The organism is Paraclostridium bifermentans (assembly GCF_019916025.1).
GTDB lineage: Bacteria > Bacillota > Clostridia > Peptostreptococcales > Peptostreptococcaceae > Paraclostridium > Paraclostridium bifermentans.
The window spans coordinates 61,591-80,296 of record NZ_CP079737.1 but is presented as its reverse complement, the minus strand read 5'-3'; the positions used below and the strand labels follow the sequence as shown (position 1 = coordinate 80,296).

General features: G+C 33.7%; 17 protein-coding genes and 1 other annotated feature. All 17 genes read right to left on the bottom strand.

Annotation, left to right across the window (positions count from 1 at the left end; genetic code table 11):
* Positions 1-96 precede the first annotated feature (96 nt).
* The gene (gene fusA, locus KXZ80_RS00565) at positions 97-2,163 is read right to left on the bottom strand and encodes an elongation factor G (protein WP_021431499.1); all 2,067 of its coding nucleotides are present in this window, start codon (positions 2,161-2,163) and stop codon (positions 97-99) included.
* Positions 2,164-2,219: 56 nt separating this feature from the next.
* The gene (gene rpsG, locus KXZ80_RS00560) at positions 2,220-2,690 is read right to left on the bottom strand and encodes a 30S ribosomal protein S7 (RefSeq protein ID WP_021431498.1); all 471 of its coding nucleotides are present in this window, start codon (positions 2,688-2,690) and stop codon (positions 2,220-2,222) included.
* A 126-nt stretch (positions 2,691-2,816) separates the two neighbouring features.
* Complete coding sequence (rpsL, locus tag KXZ80_RS00555) at positions 2,817-3,239, bottom strand: 30S ribosomal protein S12 (RefSeq protein ID WP_021431497.1); 423 nt, start codon at positions 3,237-3,239, stop codon at positions 2,817-2,819.
* A gap of 309 nt (positions 3,240-3,548) precedes the next feature.
* A complete protein-coding gene (gene rpoC / locus KXZ80_RS00550) occupies positions 3,549-7,037 on the bottom strand; it encodes a DNA-directed RNA polymerase subunit beta' (protein ID WP_021431496.1) in 3,489 nt (1,162 codons plus the stop codon).
* Positions 7,038-7,080: 43 nt separating this feature from the next.
* Positions 7,081-10,779 carry a DNA-directed RNA polymerase subunit beta gene (gene rpoB, locus KXZ80_RS00545; protein ID WP_021431495.1) on the bottom strand — a complete coding sequence of 1,233 codons (3,699 nt, stop codon included), beginning with the start codon at positions 10,777-10,779 and terminating at the stop codon, positions 7,081-7,083.
* A gap of 265 nt (positions 10,780-11,044) precedes the next feature.
* Complete coding sequence (gene rplL / locus KXZ80_RS00540; RefSeq protein ID WP_021431494.1) at positions 11,045-11,407, bottom strand: 50S ribosomal protein L7/L12; 363 nt, start codon at positions 11,405-11,407, stop codon at positions 11,045-11,047.
* A 70-nt stretch (positions 11,408-11,477) separates the two neighbouring features.
* On the bottom strand, positions 11,478-11,981 hold the full coding sequence (rplJ, locus tag KXZ80_RS00535; RefSeq protein ID WP_021431493.1) for a 50S ribosomal protein L10: 504 nt from the start codon (positions 11,979-11,981) through the stop codon (positions 11,478-11,480).
* A gap of 37 nt (positions 11,982-12,018) precedes the next feature.
* Positions 12,019-12,146 (bottom strand) — a sequence feature (ribosomal protein L10 leader region).
* A 52-nt stretch (positions 12,147-12,198) separates the two neighbouring features.
* On the bottom strand, positions 12,199-12,897 hold the full coding sequence (rplA, locus tag KXZ80_RS00530) for a 50S ribosomal protein L1 (RefSeq protein WP_021431492.1): 699 nt from the start codon (positions 12,895-12,897) through the stop codon (positions 12,199-12,201).
* A gap of 77 nt (positions 12,898-12,974) precedes the next feature.
* The gene (rplK, locus tag KXZ80_RS00525; RefSeq protein WP_021121982.1) at positions 12,975-13,400 is read right to left on the bottom strand and encodes a 50S ribosomal protein L11; all 426 of its coding nucleotides are present in this window, start codon (positions 13,398-13,400) and stop codon (positions 12,975-12,977) included.
* 29 nt (positions 13,401-13,429) lie between these two features.
* Positions 13,430-13,975 (bottom strand): transcription termination/antitermination protein NusG, encoded by a 546-nt coding sequence (gene nusG, locus KXZ80_RS00520; protein ID WP_021431491.1) that lies wholly within the window; start codon positions 13,973-13,975, stop codon positions 13,430-13,432.
* 15 nt (positions 13,976-13,990) lie between these two features.
* Positions 13,991-14,212, bottom strand: coding sequence for a preprotein translocase subunit SecE (secE, locus tag KXZ80_RS00515; protein WP_021431490.1), 222 nt, complete (start codon positions 14,210-14,212; stop codon positions 13,991-13,993).
* Between the two features lie 25 nt (positions 14,213-14,237).
* Positions 14,238-14,387 carry a 50S ribosomal protein L33 gene (rpmG, locus tag KXZ80_RS00510; RefSeq protein WP_021121979.1) on the bottom strand — a complete coding sequence of 50 codons (150 nt, stop codon included), beginning with the start codon at positions 14,385-14,387 and terminating at the stop codon, positions 14,238-14,240.
* 218 nt (positions 14,388-14,605) lie between these two features.
* Positions 14,606-15,799, bottom strand: coding sequence for an elongation factor Tu (tuf, locus tag KXZ80_RS00505; RefSeq protein ID WP_021428171.1), 1,194 nt, complete (start codon positions 15,797-15,799; stop codon positions 14,606-14,608).
* Positions 15,800-15,863: 64 nt separating this feature from the next.
* Positions 15,864-16,511 carry an RNA polymerase sporulation sigma factor SigH gene (sigH, locus tag KXZ80_RS00500; RefSeq protein WP_021428164.1) on the bottom strand — a complete coding sequence of 216 codons (648 nt, stop codon included), beginning with the start codon at positions 16,509-16,511 and terminating at the stop codon, positions 15,864-15,866.
* A gap of 60 nt (positions 16,512-16,571) precedes the next feature.
* Positions 16,572-17,099: an NYN domain-containing protein gene (locus tag KXZ80_RS00495; RefSeq protein WP_021431489.1), complete on the bottom strand. Its 528-nt coding sequence runs from the start codon at positions 17,097-17,099 to the stop codon at positions 16,572-16,574.
* 4 nt (positions 17,100-17,103) lie between these two features.
* Complete coding sequence (rlmB, locus tag KXZ80_RS00490) at positions 17,104-17,838, bottom strand: 23S rRNA (guanosine(2251)-2'-O)-methyltransferase RlmB (RefSeq protein WP_021431488.1); 735 nt, start codon at positions 17,836-17,838, stop codon at positions 17,104-17,106.
* 12 nt (positions 17,839-17,850) lie between these two features.
* Complete coding sequence (thyX, locus tag KXZ80_RS00485) at positions 17,851-18,609, bottom strand: FAD-dependent thymidylate synthase (RefSeq protein WP_021431487.1); 759 nt, start codon at positions 18,607-18,609, stop codon at positions 17,851-17,853.
* Positions 18,610-18,706: the final 97 nt, after the last annotated feature.

Below are 18,706 nucleotides of genomic sequence, written 5' to 3'. Positions count from 1 at the left end.
TGAATTCCTCCCTTTAATATTGGTTTTATTTTTTGTAAGACGAGGATTCCCTCGCCTTACTTATTTATTATATACAAAATTAATTAAATTAATTAATTATTTACCTTCAGCTATTTTCTTAGCAACTGAAGCTGGAACTTGCTCATAATGGTCGAATATCATAGTGTATGTTGCACGACCTTGAGTAGAAGATCTTAACTCTGTAGAGTATCCAAACATTTCTGAAAGTGGAACGAATGCATTTATAACTTGTGCACCAGATCTAGCTTCCATACCTTGTATTAAACCTCTCTTAGAGTTTAATCCACCCATAACGTCTCCCATGTATTCTTCTGGAGTAACAACTTCAACTTTGAAGTATGGCTCAAGTAATACAGAGTTTCCTCTCTTAAGAGCGTCCTTCATAGCCATAGAACCAGCCATTTTGAATGCCATTTCTGATGAATCGACTTCATGGTAAGAACCATCGTATAACTCAACAGCAACGTCAACAACTGGGAATCCAGCAACTACACCAGATGCCATAGCACCTTGTATACCTGCATCTGTTGGTCCAACGTACTCTTTTGGTACAGATCCACCAACAGTTTTGTTTTCAAATTTGTATCCTGCTCCTGGCTCTTGAGGATTAACTCTAATCTTAACGTGACCGTATTGACCTCTACCACCTGATTGTTTAGAATATTTATATTCTATATCAACTGGTTGAGTTATAGTCTCTCTATAAGCAACTTGTGGAGCTCCAACGTTAGCTTCAACTTTGAATTCTCTTAATAATCTATCAACTATTATCTCTAAGTGTAATTCACCCATACCTGATATTATAGTTTGTCCTGTTTCTTCGTCAGTTCTAACTCTGAAAGTTGGATCCTCTTCAACTAACTTTTGAAGAGCTACACCCATTTTTTCTTGAGCAGCTTTTGACTTAGGCTCTATAGCAACAGATATAACTGGCTCAGGGAATTCCATAGTCTCAAGTACTATTGGATGACCTGGATCACATAAAGTATCTCCAGTAGTAGTATCTTTTAATCCAACAGCTGCAGCGATATCTCCTGCATACACTTCTGTTATTTCTTCTCTAGTATTAGCATGCATTTGTAGTATACGTCCTAATCTTTCTCTCTTGTTTTTAGTAGAGTTTAAAAGATAAGATCCACTTGATATTACCCCAGAGTAAACTCTGAAGAATGCTAACTTCCCAACAAATGGGTCAGTCATTATTTTGAATGCTAAAGCTGAGAATGGTTCTTCATCAGATGAATGTCTTTCTGCTTCTTCACCATCTTCTAATATACCTTTTATAGAAGGTATATCAGTTGGAGCTGGTAAGTAATCAACAACACCATCTAATAATAACTGAACCCCTTTGTTCTTGTAAGCAGAACCACAGAATACTGGGTTAAGTTCACATGCTATAGTAGCTTTTCTTAGAGCAGTCTTTATTTCTTCAACAGTTAATTCTTCACCTTCAAGGTATTTCATCATTAACTCTTCATCAGTTTCAGCAACAGCTTCTACAAGCTTTTCTCTCCACTCTTGAGCTAATTCTTTCATATCTTCTGGTATTTCTGTTTTTATTATTTCTACACCTAAGTCATCTTTGTATATGTGAGCACACATTTCTACAAGGTCAACTTCTCCTTCTAACCAGTCTTCTTTACCTATTGGTAATTGAACTGGAACTGCATTAGCAGCTAATCTATCTTTCATCATAGCTACAACATTGTAGAAGTCTGCACCCATGATGTCCATTTTATTTACGAATGCAACTCTAGGTACTCCGTAGTTATCAGCTTGTCTCCATACATTCTCAGATTGAGGTTCAACCCCACCTTTAGCACAGAAAACTGCAACTGAACCGTCAAGAACTCTTAGAGATCTTTCAACCTCAACTGTGAAATCGACGTGTCCTGGTGTATCTATTATATTTATTCTATGGTCTTTCCAAGCAGCAGTAGTAGCAGCAGAAGTTATTGTTATACCTCTCTCCTTCTCTTGCTCCATCCAGTCCATTTGAGAAGCTCCTTCGTGAGTTTCTCCTATTTTATGAGTTTGCCCTGTATAGAATAGGATTCTTTCTGTAGTAGTAGTTTTTCCAGCATCTATATGAGCCATGATTCCTATATTTCTAGTTCTTTCTAAAGGAAACTTTCTAGCCATGATTCTCCTCCTTACGACATCCTATCTAATAAAAGGATATCAAATATATCCTCTTATTAGAATCTGTAGTGAGCAAATGCTTTATTAGCTTCTGCCATCTTATGAGTATCTTCTTTCTTCTTAACAGAAGCTCCCGTATTGTTAGCAGCATCCATTATTTCTTTAGCTAGCTTTTCAACCATACCTTTTTCACCACGAGCTCTAGTATAGTTTACTAACCATCTTAATCCTAAAGTTTGTCTTCTTTCAGGTCTAACCTCAATTGGAACTTGGTAGTTAGCTCCACCAACTCTTCTAGCTTTAACCTCTAAAACAGGCATTATATTTTCCATAGCTGCTTCGAAAATTTCTAAAGCATTTTCTCCAGTTTTTTCAGCGATTATCTCGAAAGCATCATATACTATCTTTTGAGATTTCCCTTTTTTCCCATCTATCATTAAGTTATTTATTAACTTAGTTACTACCTTACTTCCATATAATGGATCTGGTAAAACTTCTCTTTTTGGAACATTACCTTTTCTTGGCATTTTGCTTCCCTCCTTAATTATTTAATCTTAAATCATAGGTACTCGACATCATATAAAACGCCGTGATGCCATAAATATCTATATATTTAAAGCACCGAACTATAATTGAAATTGATTTTTAATTGCTTATTTTTTTGCAGGTTTAGGTCTCTTAGCACCGTACTTAGATCTAGCTTGCATTCTCTTATCAACACCAGCTGTGTCTAATGTACCTCTTAATATGTGGTATCTAACCCCTGGAAGGTCTTTAACTCTTCCTCCTCTTATAAGAACAACACTATGTTCTTGTAAGTTGTGTCCTTCTCCTGGTATATAAGCAGAAACTTCTATACCGTTAGTTAATCTAACTCTGGCAACTTTTCTTAAAGCTGAGTTAGGTTTCTTAGGAGTAAATGTTTTAACTGAAGTACAAACCCCTCTTTTTTGTGGAGCACTAGTATCAGTTGATTTCTTGTGTAAAGAATCGTATCCTTTTTGTAATGCTGGAGCAGTAGATTTCTTTTCTATCGCTTTTCTTCTCTTACGAACTAATTGGTTAATTGTTGGCATCATCTGCACCTCCTTCCAAATTTTTCGATCTTAAATGACCGCCAACTACATCAATATGGGCTCATACTGATATAATATGTAGCAGGTATGCTACATTGCAATAAATGTCTATAACACACATTTGTGGTTTTAGCTCTTTAGTTTGGTGCATATTATTATGCTTTTTATTAGTTAAAATAAAATATATTTAAAATATTACTAAGAGCTTAGCCCTTAGTAATATTTAATATCTTTACTTCACATACCTTTACATTTTAGCATCAGCGACACCTTATGTCAAGGATGTTTAGTTTATATAACAAAGTAAAATTATTCTTCTATTTTTTCAACTGCTATATTTTTGTATCTCTTCATTCCTGTTCCTGCTGGTATTAACTTACCTATTATAACATTTTCTTTAAGACCTATTAAGTGATCTTCTTTTCCTTTTATAGCAGCTTCTGTTAATACTCTAGTAGTTTCTTGGAATGATGCAGCTGATAAGAAAGATTCTGTTGCAAGAGAAGCTTTAGTTATACCAAGTAAAACTCTCTTAGCTGATGCAGGTCTTAGACCTTGAGCTTCAGCTTCTTCATTTGTTTTATTGAATGTAAGAACATCTTCATATCCTCCTGGTAATAAATCAGTATCACCTGGATCTTCAACTTTAACTTTAGATAGCATTTGTCTAACAATTACTTCTATATGTTTATCGTTGATGTCAACCCCTTGCATTCTATAAACTCTTTGAACCTCTTTAACAACATAGTCTTGAACACCTTCAATACCTTTAACTCTTACTATATCATGAGGATTTATTGATCCTTGAGTTAAAGCTTCTCCAGCTTCTACAAATTGACCATTCTTAACTCTTAATCTTGAACCATATGGTATAGCATATACTTGCGCTTCACCTTGTTCTGGAACTACTGTAGCTTCTTTTCTTTTACCAGTTTCATCTATCTCTACTCTACCTGATACTTCAGTTATCGTAGCAAGACCTTTTGGCTTTCTAGCTTCAAATAATTCCTCTACCCTTGGAAGACCTTGTGTTATATCTCCTCCGGCAACCCCACCTGTATGGAATGTACGCATTGTAAGCTGAGTACCAGGTTCACCGATTGATTGAGCAGCTATTATACCAACAGCTTCTCCTATATTAACTTCTTTACCAGTAGCTAAGTTTCTACCATAACACTTAGAACATACTCCATGGTTAGTTCTACAATTAAGAACTGTTCTTATCTTAACTATTTTTATTCCAGCCTCGATAATCTTTTCAGCTTGATCTTCTTGTATCATAGCATCAGCTTCAACGATTACTTCACCTGTTTCTGGGTGAATTACAGGATCTATAGTATATCTTCCAACTATTCTATCATATAGTTCTTCTATTACTTCATTTCCATCTTTTATTGCAAAGATTTCTGTATCTTCTGTTGTTCCACAGTCAACATCCCTAACAATAACATCTTGACTGACATCAACAAGTCTTCTTGTTAAGTATCCTGAGTCAGCTGTACGTAGAGCTGTATCGGCAAGACCCTTTCTAGCTCCATGTGAAGATGTGAAGTATTCAAGTACTGATAAACCTTCACGGAAGTTAGATTTAACTGGTATTTCAACTGTCTTACCAGATGCATTGGCCATCAGACCACGCATACCAGCTAACTGTCTTATCTGGTTCTTAGAACCTCTGGCTCCAGAGTGAGCCATTATGAAGATGTTGTTTAATCTATCTAGGTTAGCCATAAGAGCATCTGTAACTTTTTCAGTAGTCTCTGTCCAAGTTTCTATTACTCTCTCATATCTTTCCTCGTTAGATATAAGACCTCTTCTATATGCTTTTTCATATTTATCAACCTTACCTTCAGCTTCAGTTATATAACCTTTCTTAGCTTCTGGTATTTTCATATCTGCAACTGCAACAGTTATACCACCTCTTGTAGAATATTTAAATCCTAAAGATTTTATATGGTCTAACATCTCAGCAGTTACTGTGTTTCCATGTTTTCTGAAACACTTATCTATTATTTTTCCTAAAGACTTTTTATCTGCTAAGAAATCTACTTCTAAAGCAAATTTATCTTCGTTTCTATCAACGAATCCTAAGTCTTGAGGTATATTTTCATTGAATATAAATCTACCAACAGTCGCTTCTACTAATTGAGTTCCAACACCCTCAACAGTTCTTCTTACTTTAACTAATGAGTGTAATGTAACTGCCTTATTATCATAAGCAAGCATCATTTCATTATAATCTTTGAAGATCATTCCAGTACCTCTAGCACCTTCTTGAGCTTCTATTGTTAAGTAGTAGCATCCTAAAACCATATCCTGAGAAGGAGTAGTTATAGGAGAACCATCTTTAGGAGCAAGTATGTTATTTACAGATAACATTAAGAATCTTGCCTCAGCTTGGGCTTCAACAGATAAAGGAACGTGTACCGCCATTTGGTCACCATCGAAGTCAGCGTTGTATGCTGTACATACTAATGGATGTAACTTTATAGCTTTTCCTTCAACTAAAACTGGTTCAAATGCTTGTATACCTAATCTATGAAGAGTCGGAGCACGGTTAAGCATTACTGGATGTCCTTCTATAACATCTTCTAATACGTCCCAAACTTCCGGTTTAACTTTTTCTACTATAGATTTTGCACTTTTTATGTTGTGTGCATATCCTTCTTTAACTAATCTATCCATAACAAATGGCTTGAATAATTCAAGAGCCATCTTCTTAGGAAGACCACATTGATAGAATTTAAGTTCTGGTCCAACAACTATAACAGAACGTCCTGAGTAGTCAACACGCTTACCAAGTAAGTTTTGACGGAAACGTCCTTGCTTACCTTTAAGCATATCTGATAACGACTTTAATGGTCTATTTCCTGGTCCAGTTACTGGTCTACCTCTTCTACCATTGTCTATTAAAGCATCTACAGCTTCTTGAAGCATTCTCTTCTCATTTCTTACAATGATATCTGGAGCTCCAAGCTCTAATAATCTCTTTAATCTATTATTTCTATTTATAACTCTTCTGTATAAGTCATTTAAGTCAGATGTTGCAAATCTTCCTCCATCTAATTGAACCATCGGTCTTAAATCAGGTGGTATAACTGGAATAGCATCTAATATCATCCACTCTGGTTTATTTCCAGATTTCTTAAATGCTTCTACAACTTCTAATCTTCTTATAGTTCTAACTCTTTTTTGACCTGTACTATCTTTTAGTTCAGCTCTTAATTCTTTACTTTGTTGCTCTAAATCTATGTTTTGTAAAAGCTTCTTAACAGCTTCAGCTCCCATTCCTACTTCGAAAGTATTATATCCGTACTTTTCTACAGCAGTTCTGTATTCTTTTTCTGTTAATAATTGCTTTTCATTTAATCCAGTTTCACCAGGATTAGTTACTACATAAGATGCAAAGTATAATATTTTTTCTAATGATCTAGGAGACATATCAAGTAGAAGTCCCATTCTACTTGGTATACCTTTGAAGTACCAGATATGAGACATAGGAGCTGCTAGCTCTATATGTCCCATTCTTTCTCTTCTTACCTTTGCTTTAGTTACTTCTACTCCACATCTATCACAAACAACACCTTTGTATCTAACTCTTCTGTATTTTCCACAGTGACACTCCCAGTCCTTTTGCGGTCCAAATATTCTTTCACAGAAAAGACCATCTTTCTCAGGTTTAAGTGTACGGTAGTTTATTGTTTCAGGCTTTTTTACTTCTCCTCTAGACCATTGTCTTATTTTTTCTGGAGAAGCCAATGCTATTTTTATTGACTCGAAATTGTTTAGTTCAAACAAGGAGTTCTCTCCCTTCTATTTGAGATTTACTTAAAATAAGAAACTATATATCAAAGTCTTCATCGTCGTAATTTAAGTCTTCGTAAACTACGTCTTCTTCAAATTCTAATTCTTCTACTTCTTCTGATGTTTCAAGATCATCTATTTCTTCAACTATGCTATTTTCTTCAAGTTCGCTTATGTTTTCCATAATATCCAATTCAAACTCTTTAGCATCTTCATCTATATCTATAGACTCTCTTACTTCGATTTCTTTATCTTCTTCTGTTAATACTTTTACATCTAAGCATAAACTTTGAAGTTCTTTTATTAAAACTTTAAATGATTCTGGTATACCTGGTTCAGGTATATTTTCACCTTTAACGATAGCTTCGTAAGTTCTAACACGTCCTACAACGTCATCTGACTTAACTGTAAGAATTTCTTGAAGTATGTGAGCAGCACCATATGCTTCTAATGCCCAAACCTCCATCTCTCCGAATCTCTGACCACCGAATTGTGCTTTACCACCAAGCGGTTGTTGAGTTACTAAAGAGTATGGTCCTGTACTTCTTGCATGTAACTTATCATCAACTAAGTGATGTAGTTTTAACATATACATGTATCCAACTGTAATTCTATTGTCAAAGACATCTCCAGTTCTACCATCATATAAAGTTACTTTTCCATCATCTGGATATCCTGCTTCTAGTAGTGCCTTTCTTATATCTGGCTCTTTCGCTCCATCAAATACTGATGTAGCTACATGCCATCCTAAAGTTTTAGCAGCAAGACCTAAATGAACCTCAAGAACCTGTCCGATGTTCATACGAGATGGTATACCTTGTGGGTTAAGAACTATATCAAGTGGCTGACCATTTTCCATGAACGGCATGTCTTCTTCAGGTAATACTCTTGATATAACCCCTTTGTTACCATGACGTCCGGCCATTTTATCTCCAACTCTTATTTTTCTCTTCTTAGCTATATAACATCTAACTAATTCATTAACTCCTGGAGATAGATCATCTCCGTTTTCTCTTGTGAATACTTTTACGTCAACTATTATACCAGATTCTCCATGAGGTACTTTTAATGAAGTATCTCTAACTTCCCTAGCTTTTTCTCCGAATATAGCACGAAGTAGTCTTTCCTCTGCAGTAAGTTCTGTTTCTCCTTTAGGAGTTACTTTACCTACTAATATATCTCCAGAGTCAACTTCTGCCCCTATTCTGATTACACCTCTTTCGTCTAAGTTCTTTATAGCACTTTCTCCAACGTTAGGTATATCTCTAGTTATTTCTTCTGGTCCTAATTTAGTATCTCTAGCTTCACATTCATATTCTTCTATATGAATAGTAGATAGTCTGTCTTCTTTTACAAGTCTTTCATTTATTAAGATAGCATCCTCATAGTTGTAACCTTCCCATGTCATGAATGCTATGAAGCAGTTTCTTCCTAAAGCTACTTCTCCCATCTCAGTAGATGGTCCGTCAGCTATAACATCTCCAGCTTCTATCTTATCATTTTTATTTATTATAGGAGTTTGATTTATACAAGTACCTTGGTTTGAACGCTTAAACTTAAGTAACTTATATCTATCTTTATTTCCATCTTCTCTTCTTATGATTATCTCTTCTGCACTTACTCTTTCTGCTATACCAGCATTTTTAGCAACTACAACTGCTCCAGAGTCTTTAGCAGCTCTATATTCAACACCTGTACCTATTATAGGTGCTTCTCTTCTTACTAGTGGCACTGCTTGACGTTGCATGTTTGATCCCATAAGCGCACGGTTGGCGTCATCATTCTCTAAGAATGGTATCATAGCTGTTGCTATAGACACAACTTGCTTAGGAGATATATCCATGTAGTCAACTTTATCAGTAGGAACTAATTCCATGGCACCATTTACAGTTCTACATACAACTCTGCTGTTTACGAATGCATCATTATCATCTAAAGGCTCATTTGCTTGAGCTCTTATGAATAAATCTTCTTCGTCAGCTGTTAAGTAATGTATTTCATCTGTAACTTTTTCGCTATCCTTATCGTATTTTCTATAAGGAGATTCTATAAATCCAAATTCATTTATTTTTGCATATGTTCCTAGAGAGTTTATAAGACCGATGTTTGGTCCCTCTGGAGTCTCTATCGGACACATTCTTCCGTAGTGAGAATGGTGAACGTCACGAACTTCGAATCCAGCTCTTTCTCTTGAAAGTCCTCCTGGTCCAAGTGCTGATAGTCTTCTCTTATGAGTTAACTCTGATAATGGGTTTGTTTGGTCCATGAATTGTGATAGCTGAGAACTACCAAAGAATTCTTTTATTGCAGCTGAAACAGGTCTTATGTTTACTAATGCTTGAGGAGTTATAGATTCCATATCTTGAACCGTCATTCTTTCCTTTATAACTCTTTCCATTCTTGAAAGACCTATTCTAACTTGGTTTTGTAGTAATTCACCAACTGATCTTATTCTTCTGTTTCCTAAATGATCTATATCATCTATATTACCTATTCCATAGAATATATTAAATTGGTAGCTTATAGAAGCAATTATGTCATCTAATAATATATGCTTTGGTATAAGTTCTTTCATTCTAGATTTTATAGCTTCTTTTATTTCTTCTTCTTCACTATACTCATCTAAAATCTCTTTTAAAGTTGGGTAGTGAACTTTTTCTTTTATATTTAAATCGTCTATATCAAAGTTTATATGTGATTTTATATCTACAAAGTTATTCCCTATAACTTTCACAACTTTTTCATCTTCAGTCAATAACTCAACAACATTTATTCCTGAGTTTTGTATAGCAACAGCTACCTCTAAAGATATTTTTTCTTCAGCTTTAACAAATACTTCCCCTGTTTCTGGATTTATAATATCGTTCGCTGAAATTTTATTCATTATTCTATAGCATAACGCAAGTTTCTTGTTGAACTTGTATCTACCAACTTTAGCTAAGTCATATCTCTTAGCATCAAAGAATAATGCATTTAATAATGATGATGCACTTTCTACTGTTGGAGGTTCACCTGGTCTTAACTTTTTGTATATTTCTATAAGACCTTCTTCAACAGTTTTTGTGTTATCTTTTTCTAATGTAGCCATTAATCTTTCATCTTCGCCTAATAGCTCTATTATCTCTGCATCTGAACCTATTCCAAATGCTCTTAATAAGACTGTAACAGGTTGTTTTCTTGTTCTGTCAACTCTTACAGATATAACATCATTAGAATCAGTTTCATATTCTAACCACGCACCTCTGTTTGGTATAACAGTAGATGATATAAGTCTTTTACCTGACTTATCCATTTCTTGAGCATAGTAAACTCCAGGAGATCTAACTAATTGACTTACTATAACTCTTTCTGCTCCGTTTATTATGAAAGTTCCCTTTTCTGTCATTAAAGGGAAGTCACCCATAAATACTTCTTGTTCTTTTATTTCACCTGTTTCTTTATTTATAAGTCTTACTTTAACTTTTAGAGGTGCACAATATGTTGCATCTCTTTCTTTACATTCTTCTATGTCATACTTCGGTTTCTCGTCTAAAGAATAATCAACAAATTCTAATATAAGATTACCTGTATAATCTTCTATAGGTGAAATGTCTTCAAACACTTCTTTTAAACCTTCTTTTAAAAACCACTCATAGGAATCGCATTGTATCTCTATAAGATTTGGTACATCAGCTATCTCTTTTATTTTTGAGTAGCTCATTCTAGTTCTCTTACCTATCGTGACAGGATGTGGCATTCACTTTTCACCTCTCAATAATTAAAAATAAAACCATAGTTTATTCTAACGCATCTAATAATTCTAACATAATTGCAAGCTTTTTTCAATATATAACTTTTATGTATATGCATAATATTAGCTTTTTTTGTTCGACATAAAACATGCATTATCTATTATGTTCAAAAAATCATCCTCTAATTCGCTTTTTCAAAAAATATACTGTTATTTTTTGCATTTGAGGAAAAAAAAAGATGCCCTAAAGGACATCTTCTTTAAAAGAAAACTACTTAACTTCTACTGAAGCTCCAGCAGCTTCTAACTTTTCTTTCATTTGTTCAGCTTCGTCTTTAGAAACTGCTTCTTTTAATGTCTTAGGAGCATTGTCAACTAATTCTTTAGCTTCTTTTAATCCTAATCCAGTTATTTCTCTAACAGCTTTTATAACTCCAACTTTTGAAGATCCAGCACTTGTTAATACTAAGTCAAACTCAGTTTTCTCTTCAGCAGCTCCACCAGCAACAGCACCAGCCATCATAACTGGAGCTGAAGCAGATACTCCGAATTTCTCTTCTGCAGCTTTAACTAATTCATTTAATTCTAAAACTTTCATGTTTTCTATAGCTTCTAATATTTGTTCTATTGTCATTGTTAGCACCTCCGAATTATATTCTTTTCAATTAATAATTGTTATTTTTTTCTTATTTCTTAAGCTGTTATTAAGCTTCTTGACCTTCTTGCTTCTTGATCATTGCATCTAATAAGTATGCAAAGTTTGATACTGGAGCTTTTAAGCTTCCAAGTAATTTAGCAAGAAGTACTTCTCTTGATGGTATATTAGCGAATGCAACGATATCTTCTCTACCGTAGAATTCTCCTTCAACTACACCCATTTTTAATTCCATTTTTGGATGAGAATCCATAAATTCTTTTATTATTCTAGCTGGAGCAACTGGATCTTCGTGTCCGAATGCTATCGCATTTGTTCCTACTAATAATTCGTCATTGAATTGTTCTATACCAACTTCTTTAGCTGCTTTTCTAACTAAAGTGTTTTTGTATACTTTGTATTCAACACCAGCTTCTCTCATTTTCTTTCTTAATTCAGTTACTTCTTCAACTGTTAATCCTTTGTAATCAACAACTATAGCAGAAGAACAGTTTTGTAACTTCTCAACTATTTCAGCAACAACATGTGATTTTACTTCTATAGCTTTTCTCATCTGGTCAGCACCTCCTTCATCCGATAGGTTTTATCTGCCGCAACTTATAAAAGCTTTTGTAATCATATAGACATACAAAAGCTTTAGCATCAAAATTTATCTAAAACCTCGGTAGGATATTAAGCTTAAAGCACCTACTGTCTACGGCAAATCTATTCTTTTTTATTTATTAACGAATATTATTTTAACATCGTTATTTATTAATGTCAAGCTTTTATTATTCAGCTATTTTAGCAGGGTTAACTTTAACTCCTGGTCCCATAGTTGAAGTAACAGCTACGCTCTTTAAGTATTGTCCCTTAGCAGCAGCAGGCTTAGCCTTAACTATAGCATCCATTAATGCAGCAAAGTTTTCAGTTAACTTTTCTCCACCGAAAGATACTTTTCCTACTGGAACGTGTATTATGTTAGTTTTATCTAATCTATATTCAACTTTACCAGCTTTTATTTCATCTATAGCCTTAGCTACATCAAAAGTAACTGTTCCTGATTTAGGGTTTGGCATTAAACCTTTAGGTCCTAATACTCTACCTAATCTACCTACTACACCCATCATGTCTGGAGTAGCAACAATTACATCAAATTCAAACCAGTTTTCACCTTGTATTTTTTGTACTAATTCTTCAGCACCTACAAAGTCAGCACCAGCATTTGTAGCTTCTTCAGCTTTTGCACCTTTAGCAAAAACTAAAACTCTTTTAGTTTTACCAGTTCCGTGTGGTAATACAACCGCACCTCTTACTTGTTGGTCAGCGTGTCTTGAGTCAACACCTAACTTTATATGAGCTTCTACAGTCTCATCAAACTTAGCAGTAGCAACTTCTGCAACTAAAGCTAAAGCTTCTGAAGCATCATATAATCTAGTTTTATCTATCTTACTTAAAGCTTCTACGTATTTTTTACCTTTTTTAGCCATTTTTCATGTCCTCCTTGTGGTTATATTGGTTTTTTACCTCCCACTTTTTCAAGCGAAGATAACTAATCTAATATTAATTAGTCTTCAACAACGATACCCATACTTCTTGCAGTACCAGCTATCATTCTCATAGCAGATTCTACTGAAGCAGCGTTTAAGTCAGGCATTTTTAACTCAGCTATTTCTCTTATCTTAGCTGAAGATAAAGTAGCAACCTTCTTCTTATTTGGCTCTCCTGAAGCAGTATCTAATCCAGCAGCTTTCTTTAATAATACTGCAGCTGGAGGAGTTTTTGTTATGAAACTGAAAGATCTATCTTGATATACAGTTATAACAACTGGTATTATCATCCCAGCTTGATCTGCAGTTTTAGCATTGAATTCCTTTGTGAATCCCATTATGTTAACACCGTGTTGTCCTAATGCTGGTCCAACTGGTGGAGCTGGTGTAGCTTTCCCTGCAGGTATTTGTAATTTTATTTGACCTATAACTTTTTTAGCCATTGAGCGCACCTCCTCAGATTATTTATTCTCTAGTTATATTTTTCTATGCCTTTGTAGTCTATTGCAAATAGAGTTTTTTTACCAAAAGCATCTATACACACTTTTACTTCTTTTGATTCCAGGTCTATTTCTTCTATAGTTCCTATTTGTCCTTCAAAAGGACCGTTAGCAACCTTTATCACTTCGCCAATTTCAAAATTTATGTCTCCGCTTACTAATTTAGGAACAGCTGTATCTATGCCCATAGTTATTACTTCTTCTTCACTTAAAGGAACTGGTTTAGAACCTGGTCCTACAAATCCAGTAACTCCTTTAGTATTTCTTACGACATACCAAGATTCATCAGTAATAACCATTTTTACTAGCACGTACCCTGGAAATACCTTACGTTGTCTAGTTTTTTCTTTCCCAGTTTTTGTAGTCTCAACTACATCTTCAGTAGGGACAACCACTTGAGTTATGCAATCCTCCATACCTCTAGTTTTAACAGCTTTTTCAATTGTTGCTTTAACTTTATTTTCATGACCTGAATAAGTATGTACTACATACCATCTAGCCTCTTGTAATTCCGACATTCTGATTCTCCCTTTCTATTTTAGTATTAGATTTAGTGCACCAGATAATACACTATCTAAAGCCCATACTAAGATAGTAGCCGAAACAACAACAGTTAAAACAATCCCTGTGTTTTTTAAAAGCTCTTTCTTTGTTGGCCACGTAACTCTTTTTAATTCACTTTTAGTTTCCTTAACATATCTAACGAAACTAAATTTCTTTTTAGTTCTTGGACTTTCATTTATTTGGGCAGCCATTCCACACTCACATCCTTAATAAAAACTATTTTGTTTCTTTATGAGCAGTATGCTTCTTACAGAATCTACAATATTTTTGTAATTCTATTCTATCTGGGTTATTCTTTTTGTTTTTAGTAGTGTTGTAGTTTCTTTGCTTACACTCTGTACATGCTAAAGTTACTTTAACTCTCATCTGCTACACCTCCAACTCGTAAATACAATATATATATTGTTAACTTTATTGCCTACTCTGTATAATAGGTTCAATTTATCGTTTTTGAATCATCACCTCATATAAATTATCATAAATTAGTAGGCATGTCAATGTTTTTGTTAGTTTCAAGTTAAAAAAAGAGGAGGATATCCCCCTCTTTTTTTTAGTTTTTTAAACTTATATTTAAGATAAGAGAATTACTCTATTATAGAAGAAACAACACCTGATGCTACTGTTCTTCCACCTTCTCTTATTGCAAATCTTAATCCTTCTTCTATTGCTATTGAGTTTATTAACTCTATATTCATTTGGATGTTATCTCCAGGCATAACCATTTCTACACCTTCTGGTAACTTACAAGCTCCTGTTACGTCAGTTGTTCTGAAGTAGAATTGAGGTCTGTATCCATCGAAGAATGGAGTATGTCTTCCTCCTTCTTCTTTCTTTAATACGTATACTTCTGCATTGAACTTAGTGTGAGGCTTAACAGTTCCTGGCTTAGCTAAAACTTGTCCTCTTTCTATTTCATTTCTTTGTACACCTCTTATTAATGCTCCTATGTTATCTCCAGCTTGTGCTTGGTCTAATAACTTTCTGAACATTTCTACTCCTGTTATTACCATTTTTCTTGGCTCTTCAGCTAAACCTACTAGTTCAACTTCGTCTTGAACCTTTAATACTCCTCTTTCAACTCTACCTGTAGCAACTGTTCCTCTACCTGTTATAGAGAATACGTCTTCTACTGGCATTAAGAAGTCTTTATCTACATCTCTCTCTGGAGCTGGTATATATTCGTCTATTTGCTCGAATAATTCAACTATCTTATCTCCCCACTCTGAAGAAGAATCTTGTAATGCCATTAAAGCAGATCCTCTTACTATTGGAGTGTCATCTCCTGGGAATTCGTACTCATTTAATAAGTCTCTAACTTCCATTTCAACTAACTCTAATAATTCTTCATCGTCTACCATATCACATTTGTTTAAGAATACTACTATGTATGGTACACCAACTTGTCTTGATAATAATATATGCTCTCTTGTTTGAGGCATTGGTCCATCAGTTGCAGAACAAACTAATATAGCACCGTCCATTTGAGCAGCACCTGTTATCATGTTCTTAACGTAGTCAGCGTGTCCTGGGCAGTCAACGTGAGCGTAATGTCTGTTTGGAGTCTCATATTCAACGTGAGCAGTTGATATTGTGATTCCTCTTTCTCTTTCTTCTGGAGCTTTATCTATATTAGCGAAATCTACTGCTTCCCCTAATTGATATCTATCGAATAATGTTTTTGTTATAGCTGCAGTTAATGTAGTTTTACCGTGGTCAACGTGACCTATTGTTCCTATATTAACATGTGGCTTGTTTCTTTCAAATTTAGCTTTAGCCATTTTGAATTCCTCCCTTTGTATATTTGTTAATGCTTACATTAAGCTTATGCTAAGTATTTTACTATTAATTATTTCTGTTTTCAAGATATTTTTCCAATTTTCTCTTTACTCTTTGCAGCGCATTATCAATAGACTTAACATCTCTATCCAATTTATCTGCTATGTATTGATAAGACTTACCATTTAAGTACAATTCTAAAACTTCTAGCTCCAACTTACTTAAAATTTCATTCATCTTTGATTCTATATTTTTAAGTTCCTCTTTGCTTATTATTAATTCTTCTGGATCAGTAATTATACTTGTTGCTATTATATCTAATAAAGTTCTATCTGACTCTTCATCATATATAGGCTTATTCAAAGATACATAAGAGTTAAGTGGTATATGTTTTTGTCTTGTTGCTGTTTTTATTGCTGTTATAATTTGCCTTGTTATACATATCTCTGCGAAACACTTAAAAGAGTTTGTTTTAGTACCGTCAAAATCTCTTATAGCTTTGTAAAGTCCTATCATACCTTCTTGGATTATGTCTTCTTTATCCGCTCCTACTAAAAAGTATGACTTTGCCTTTGATTTAACAAAGTTTTTATACTTGGTAATTATATACTCCAGTGCTATTGTGTCCCCTTTGTTTGCTTTTAATACTATTTCATATTCATCTTGCTGAGAATTATTTATAAACCCAAAATTATTTTCTTTAGCTACTAACATTTTACTATCCCCCATTACTTAATTTCATAGGTATATTATAGTTTATTAAACTTAGTAATTTCAACGGTTTCTACGAATGTTCTCAAGTTTCGACAAAGTTTCTTTATCTAATCTATCTTCTAACCAATTTCTTTGAATTTTGCGCTCTGACCCTATTTGTTTACTTCTTATCTTGTTTTTAGCGTCTTCTATGTCTAATTTAAGCTCTCTAGCTGATATTCTAGATGCTCCTTTACCTAATACTATTTGCTGTTCAGCATAATCATTTGTAGCTACTTTAACAACATCATACTTAGATAAAGATGTTATATATTTTTCAATATAACTATCTGCTGTTTGATGTTCTTTTGTATAAACTACTGTTATATATTTTCTATTTTCTATTTTTTCAATAGAACTTTTAACATTATATGCATCAAAAACAACAATGGCTTTTTGGCCTGAAAATTCTGCATATTCAATGATTATATCAATTAATTTTTCCCTAGATGCATCTAAATCTTCTACTGAAATACGTCTAAGTTCTTCCCATGCATTTATAATATTATATCCATCAATTATTAGATAATGATTAACCTTTCTTTTCATTACCTTATTTAGAGCCTATTCTTTGTTTGAATATTTCATATAAAAGTATACTTCCTGCAACTGATGCATTTAGTGAAGTAACATTTCCTACCATAGGCATTTTTACTATATAGTCACAATTCTTTTTAACAAGCCTTGATATACCAAACCCTTCACTTCCTATTACTAGACCTATAGGCCCTGTTAGGTTTTGCTCATAAAATGTTTGTCCATCCATATCTGCTGCTGCAATCCATAAGCCGTGCTCTTTTAATGTTTTTATTGTGTTAACTATATTAGTTACCTTGCAAACAGGTACGTACTCTACAGCCCCTGCAGATGCCTTTACAACTGTAGGTGTTATATGAACTGATCTTCTCTTTGGAATTATAACTCCATGTGCGCCTACAGCATCAGCTGTTCTTATTATTGACCCTAAATTATGAGGATCTGTTATTTCATCTAATATTATAAAAAATGGGTCTTCTCCCTTATCTTTTGCATTTTGAATTAAATCATCTAGTTCAAAATATTTGTATTCACTAACATTAGCTATTACACCTTGATGTGAATGACTAGTGCTTATTTCATCTAACTTATTTCTATCTACATACTGTATTATTATGTTTTTTTCTTTTGCCATTGCAGTTATCTTTTTTATAGAGCCTTCTTTCGCTCCATTAGCTATCATTATTTTATCTATTTCTCTATCGTTTTTTATAGCTTCTATAACTGGATTTCTACCTTCTATAATTGCCAAACTCTTCACCGCCTATAAATTATTAAACTTTTCTCTTACTTGAACAATATTTCCACAAGTCATTTTTCCTTCTGGACAAGGTCCTTTTATACACTTTGGTCCTATATTCTTAAATAATATAGGAGCTATTAACCTAACCTGTCTTAACATTTCTATAGATAACTCTCTAATTTCCCATTGTGCTCTTTCACAACATCTATGATTAAAGAAGTTATATAAACTTCTAGTATTCATTGTAAATACCATTTTCGTTTCACATGCATTAGGAAAAACATATCTTGCATCTTCTATTGCTTTTTTTTCTGCATTTCTTTTAGCTTCCTTCTCATTTTTTCCAGATTCGATTAAATTATTATAATGTTTTTCAAATAAGATATCCACTAATTTGTCATAAGCCTCTTGATCTTTATTCATAGCATCTATAAATACTTCTTTAGCTTCCTCGATACTCTCTATTTCAGGAGGAACTATATACTCAAATTGATTTAGCTTAACATATCTTTGACTTTGTTGAGAAAAACTTGCTATACGATGTCTAACAATTTGATGTGAACAGCTTCTTGATATCCCTTCTACAGCAAATGTAAATGTAACATGCTCTAACGGAGATTCATGTCCTATATTTATTAACATATTTAAAAATTTTTCTACACTTTCATCAGTTAAATTTTGTTCTATTTCATCTACTCCTACAGATGAATAACATAATTTTGCTGCCATTGATATCACCTTTTCTGGTTCAGGTGTGTGTGCTATTACTTTAACTTTCATGTGTGTACCTCCTTTAATAGTTTATTATATTATTATACATTATTTCGTCTAAAAATGGAGTTTATCCTTATAAATAGAGTTTTTTTAGATTAACATA